Genomic DNA, 5,003 nt, shown 5'->3' with positions numbered 1-5,003 from the left:
TATGGAATGGTCTGTTCGAGGGGCCAATGCCATCATTGCTCTCCGCTGTATGACCCTGTCTGATCGTTTTGAAGATTATTGGGAGTCCCGGGTCTCTTGATTTACCCCTCTTTCATGACGCAGGCCTATGCCAACACTATTTTCGGACTGCTTGAATCAAAGCTATATAATAGGAAAACATGGAGGAAAGAGCGATGAAAAAAGGAAAGAGAGCAAATAAAACTTTTTCGGCTATCCTGTTTTTTGCCGGCCTTCTCGTCATGACTGGAAGCCTTTTCCTGGCAAAGGAGTTAACCATAGAGAGGATCTTCTCGGACCCAAGGCTGGAAGGGATTGCTCCGGCCAGGATTCGATGGACGGAAGATGGAACTCGATTTGCCTTCCTCTGGAACAGTGAGGGGGAAAAGAATCTCAGTCTGTGGCTTTACAACGTGGAGACGAAGAATCTTCTCGAAATCGTTTCCTCGGCAGATCTTGAAAGTGAAATCACCGAGATGCCTGAAGAAGAGAAGCAACGCCGCGAGACTATGAGAATATCTGGAAGCGGGCTGAGCGATTTTCTCTGGAGCCCTGACTGCAGGAAGATCCTCATACCCTATCATTCTGACCTCTTTCTATATGATCTGGGACCGGGAATGCTCCGGAGGATTACCAGGACCGACAAGGCTGAGCTGGACCCGAAATTCTGTGGCGTGACTGATAGAATCTGTTTCGTGAGGGATAACGACCTCTGGTTGATGGACATGATGAGCAATGAAATTATCCAGCTAACAAGCACAGGGGATGAGAAGATCATGAACGGCCTGAGCAATTACATAGCTTTAGAGGAGCTGGGCAGGTATTCCAGTTACGAATGTTCCCCTGATGGTGAGAGGATAGCCTACATCCAGTCTGATCTCTCCCCCGTAAGGAAGCTTATCGTCCCGGACTATCTCCAGAGGTATGTGGAGTACGAAACGCAGGAGCGTCCTGTAGCAGGCGAGAAGAATGCGGTGGAGAGGATCGGCATCGTTCCCGCTGCGGGTGGAAAAACCCAGTGGCTTGATATCCACCTTAAAGATTTTTACGTCGTGTGCCTTCGCTGGCTGGATAGCCATCATCTCTTTCTGTGGATCCTCGAGAGGAACAATAAGAAGCTACACCTCTATTGTTACGATTGCGAGGCAGGCTCCCTTCAACGAATGCTGCTTGAGGAAGATGATCGATGGGTGAACATACACAATAACTTCATCGAGTTTACAAAGGAACCAAAAGGATTTCTCTGGACATCGGAGAAGAATGGTTTCAATCATCTCTACTTTTACGATATGGTGACGAAGAACTCGAAGCAGTTGACTGATGGGAAATGGGAGATCAGCGCTCTTTTTGGAATGGATGAGAACATGAAGATCTATTTTGTTTCGACGGGCGTAGAGCCGCAGCAACGCCATCTCTTCTCTTTAAACTTTTTGAATGGAAGGAAAGAGCAAATGACGGCAGAGGAGGGATGGCATAACATATTTTTCTCTCCCGACTTCAAGCATTTTGTCGATCTTTATTCTGACGATCGGCTTCCTTGGCAGCTGTATTTAGTCCAGATCGATAAGTTGAATGAAGAGACGCATGCCGGAGAAAAGGTGAAGATCATCGATGCTATATCGCCAGAGCTTTCCACCTATGATTTGCCGGCTCTTGAGTACTTCAAGGTCAAAAGCAGAGACAGTGAGGAGATATACTTCAGCATGATGAAGCCCACCGATTTCCAGGAGAGGAGGAAGTATCCCGTCATAGTCCATGTGCATGGTGGGGGCTACGCCCAGTCCGTGAAAAAACTATGGAAGGGGACCTGGTACCTCTTTCATGTCTATCTTGCTCAGGAATTGAAAGCCATCATCGTTGACATCGATTACAGGGGGAGTTCTGGCTATGGTCGGAAATGCAGGACTGACGTCTACAAGAACCTAGGTGGGAAAGATCTGGATGATGTTGTGGATGTAGTAGAATGGCTCAAAAAGCTTAAATACATCGATTCCAGCAAGCTCGGGATATGGGGCTGGTCTTACGGTGGTTTCCTGGCAAATATGGCCATGCTTAAGACGCCGGATCTTTTTAAAGTCGGTGTAGCCGTCGCGCCGGTCAGCGATTGGCGGAACTACGATACCCAGTATACAGAGGAAAGGCTGACGACGCCGGAGGATGATCCGGATGCTTATGGCATAAGTTCCCCAATAACATACGCAAAGAACTTAAGGAATCGGCTTCTTGTCATTCATGGAATGAAGGATGACAACGTCCATTTCCAGGACACTGTCCAGTTGATCAATGAATTCATCAAGAACAGAATCGATTTCGATCTGATGATATATCCGGAAGGGAGACATGGCATCGGTGGCGATGCCAGCAGGACGCATCTCTTCAAGAAGATGGCTTCCTACTTCAAGCAGCATCTGAAATGAAGAATCAGGCCCAGCCTGATAAGATGCAATCCATAAAGACTTTCGTGAACTTCACGATATTATGAAGTCTGATGATCGTCACTGGCATGATCCGCCTCCAGCAGGATAACATGCTGAGGAGGAGGCGGGTCGTGCTTCCCCATCACTCTTCTTTCCGTAGCTTCCTTCAACGATACCATCGTGAGGGGCGACGAGGAAATAGTAGGAATCTGTTCCAGCATCAAATGTTTCCGTTAAGTCATGGCCGGTATCGGTGCATACCACAGGGATGTGATCCCATGTTCCTGAGGAAAGAGAGGATAGATTCCCTCTGTAGATAGCATAATCTGTGGAGTAGCCAGCGTTGCATTCCATATCCCAGTTGATTATGAGGTTAGTTCCGCTCTTCCTTATGGTAACCGGTTCCCCGGGAGAATCCGGTCCCTCAGGGACTTCGCCTGGAAGGGGCGGCGTAAATGCAGAGCAAGAGTAAGTCCGATCTTCGATGAGGACATCATCGATCCCGATCCCTCGCCACCTATTTCCATCCGCATCGCTTGAATCGAAGACGAAGCGGATCTGAATGCTCTTTCCGGCAAAGCTTGAAAGATCGTAAGCGCCGTCGGCAAGCCACTGTGCATGGGAGGGTTGCTTGCAGCTCAGTTCGAGCAGGGTCGTCTTTGTTATAAAGCCGTTATCTGAAGCTTCCACACTGAAGAAGTCCTTCGCGGGGACAATGAAAATACGGCTGCAGAAATCAGTCTCTCGCCAGTAATCAAAGTAGAAGCGGCTCGATGCCGTAATCTCGGAGATCGTCTGCGATGTAAGATTGCCTCCAGCGCGGTTTCCGGTAGCATAATTGCAATCTGAAGTTTCATTGAATGCCCAATCCACCGTAGGCGAACCGGCAGGAAAGCATCCGGGATTATTCTGCTGATGCCAGAGGTCGGTCGCACCACTGATGGGGCCATGTGTCCATCCGCCGGATCCGCTTTCCATATCATCCCAGAAGCGTGTGATGACGGTTTCACTTCCGACGTTCAGCTTCAATGAACGTGGCTGGTCAGGATCTTCTCCAAGCGATGAGGTCACGTCGATAAGATCAAAAATGAGAGGCTCGCCGCAGGGATAGGCTTCATCGAGAGCGAAACGGTATGTCCTGGATGAGGCCCCTATGCCCCCGGCCTGGATGTCTGGATAACCGGAACTATCGCGAAGCATGATAACCCTGCTTGAGACAGAAGAGTTAAGCACGATCCGCGCCGATACCGAGCCGGCTGTATCGCTTCCATGGTTCCAAAGAACCGAATTAAACTCCCACGTCTCTCCTGGATCGATAGCGCCGTTACCATTGCCTGTAACTTCTGAGAGGTCCTGTATGGAGTGGAAGGCGAGTCCATCATATGGAGGATACTCGGGGACCTGCATGGTCACGCAATGCATGGCTCCTCCGAGAGGAATGATGGCTTCGCTATCGATGCCAACGATGACATGGCCGGGCATGGCGTCGCTATAGATCTGAAGCGCTTCTTCATCGGTTCCCTTGCCATAAATCGGGACAAGGACGAGCGCATCGGCGATCGTGGAATTTGTATGTGTCCGCCATATCTCCTGGAGATTCAAGCTGGGTCCTCCTTCACTCGTATCCCATCTGGGGAGCAAATCTCCGTAGTCGAGAGCCAGGGCCGTGGGGGTAGTGGGAGGCATCGGGATCCTGATGACTTCATACGGTTGTCCGTTATAAGCCGTCAGGCTTGCGAGGAGCGCGGCATTGTCCTCAAGAACCTGGTAATTGGGGTCGCCAACAGGGTATTGGCCAACAATCCATTTGGTCGGAGAAAGTAACTTTGCGAACATGTCGATATGCCCCGTTCCCTCTCCGATGAGCCTCTGGAGAGCCGTCGTCTCCTTGCAGTTATAGTAGTCCCGAAAAACCTGATCGACCTGTTCAGGGGTCATTGTGGAATTAGCCTCATAGACTCCATCTGTATAGAAGCAATGTCCGTATCCATCGGACTGGAAGTTCCCTCCTTCGAAATCGATACGGGCTTCATGGGCCGGGATCTCCTCGCGCATGGCAATCCGATAGGGAATGACATCATCGTTCGTTCTTGTCCAGTAGTACTGTGCATCCGTAATGTGAGCCTCCTGGAGAGGAGTGCGCATGTACTCTGGACCGTAATCGCGGGACCATATAGAATCCACGTTCTCACGAATGAAGATGACGTTGGTGAGAGGCACCCCGCAGTTGCTCAGCGTGCTCTTTACGTAGTCCTCATCCGTCTGGCTTTCTACGATCATCCAGACCTCGTTGTATTCCTGGATATTGTCCACGAGCTGGCAGAAGAAGTCGTTGAGGTCTGTGGAGCCAATAGGCCAGGACATTATCTGAGCCTTCATGTCCTCCCATTCTCCTGGACATACAGCTCCCTCCGGTGGCATTCCGCCAGGTGTCCCTGCCCCGCTGGAGGATAAAGAAAAAATGGTCAAAAAGAATAGAGACGATGAGAGAGAAACAATGCGGAAAAAGGATGAAATAGGATGATATTCTTTCATACTCATTATGGTCATTGGAAAAATTAATATCTA

General features: G+C 49.7%; 2 protein-coding genes. One reads left to right on the top strand and one right to left on the bottom strand.

Translation table 11 applies throughout. The annotated features are described in order from the left end of the window. The first annotated feature begins 194 nt into the window (after positions 1-194). Positions 195-2,435, top strand: coding sequence for an alpha/beta fold hydrolase (locus AB1756_08705; protein MEW5807410.1), 2,241 nt, complete (start codon positions 195-197; stop codon positions 2,433-2,435). A gap of 78 nt (positions 2,436-2,513) precedes the next feature. Here the strand turns inward: AB1756_08705 and AB1756_08700 are convergent, their stop codons facing one another. Further along, complete coding sequence (locus AB1756_08700) at positions 2,514-4,856, bottom strand: agmatine deiminase family protein (GenBank protein MEW5807409.1); 2,343 nt, start codon at positions 4,854-4,856, stop codon at positions 2,514-2,516. Between the last annotated feature and the right edge of the window lie 147 nt (positions 4,857-5,003).

This window comes from Acidobacteriota bacterium (assembly GCA_040752675.1).
Lineage (GTDB): Bacteria > Acidobacteriota > Polarisedimenticolia > JBFMGF01 > JBFMGF01 > JBFMGF01.
This window is presented reverse-complemented; position numbering and strand designations above follow the sequence as displayed.

Bases quoted from the DNA above. Each gene is read 5' to 3' on its own strand.
- AB1756_08705 (MEW5807410.1), top strand. From the start codon at position 195: ATGAAAAAAGGAAAGAGAGCAAATAAAACTTTTTCGGCTATCCTGTTT.
- AB1756_08700 (MEW5807409.1), bottom strand. From the start codon at position 4,856: ATGCCACCGGAGGGAGCTGTATGTCCAGGAGAATGGGAGGACATGAAG.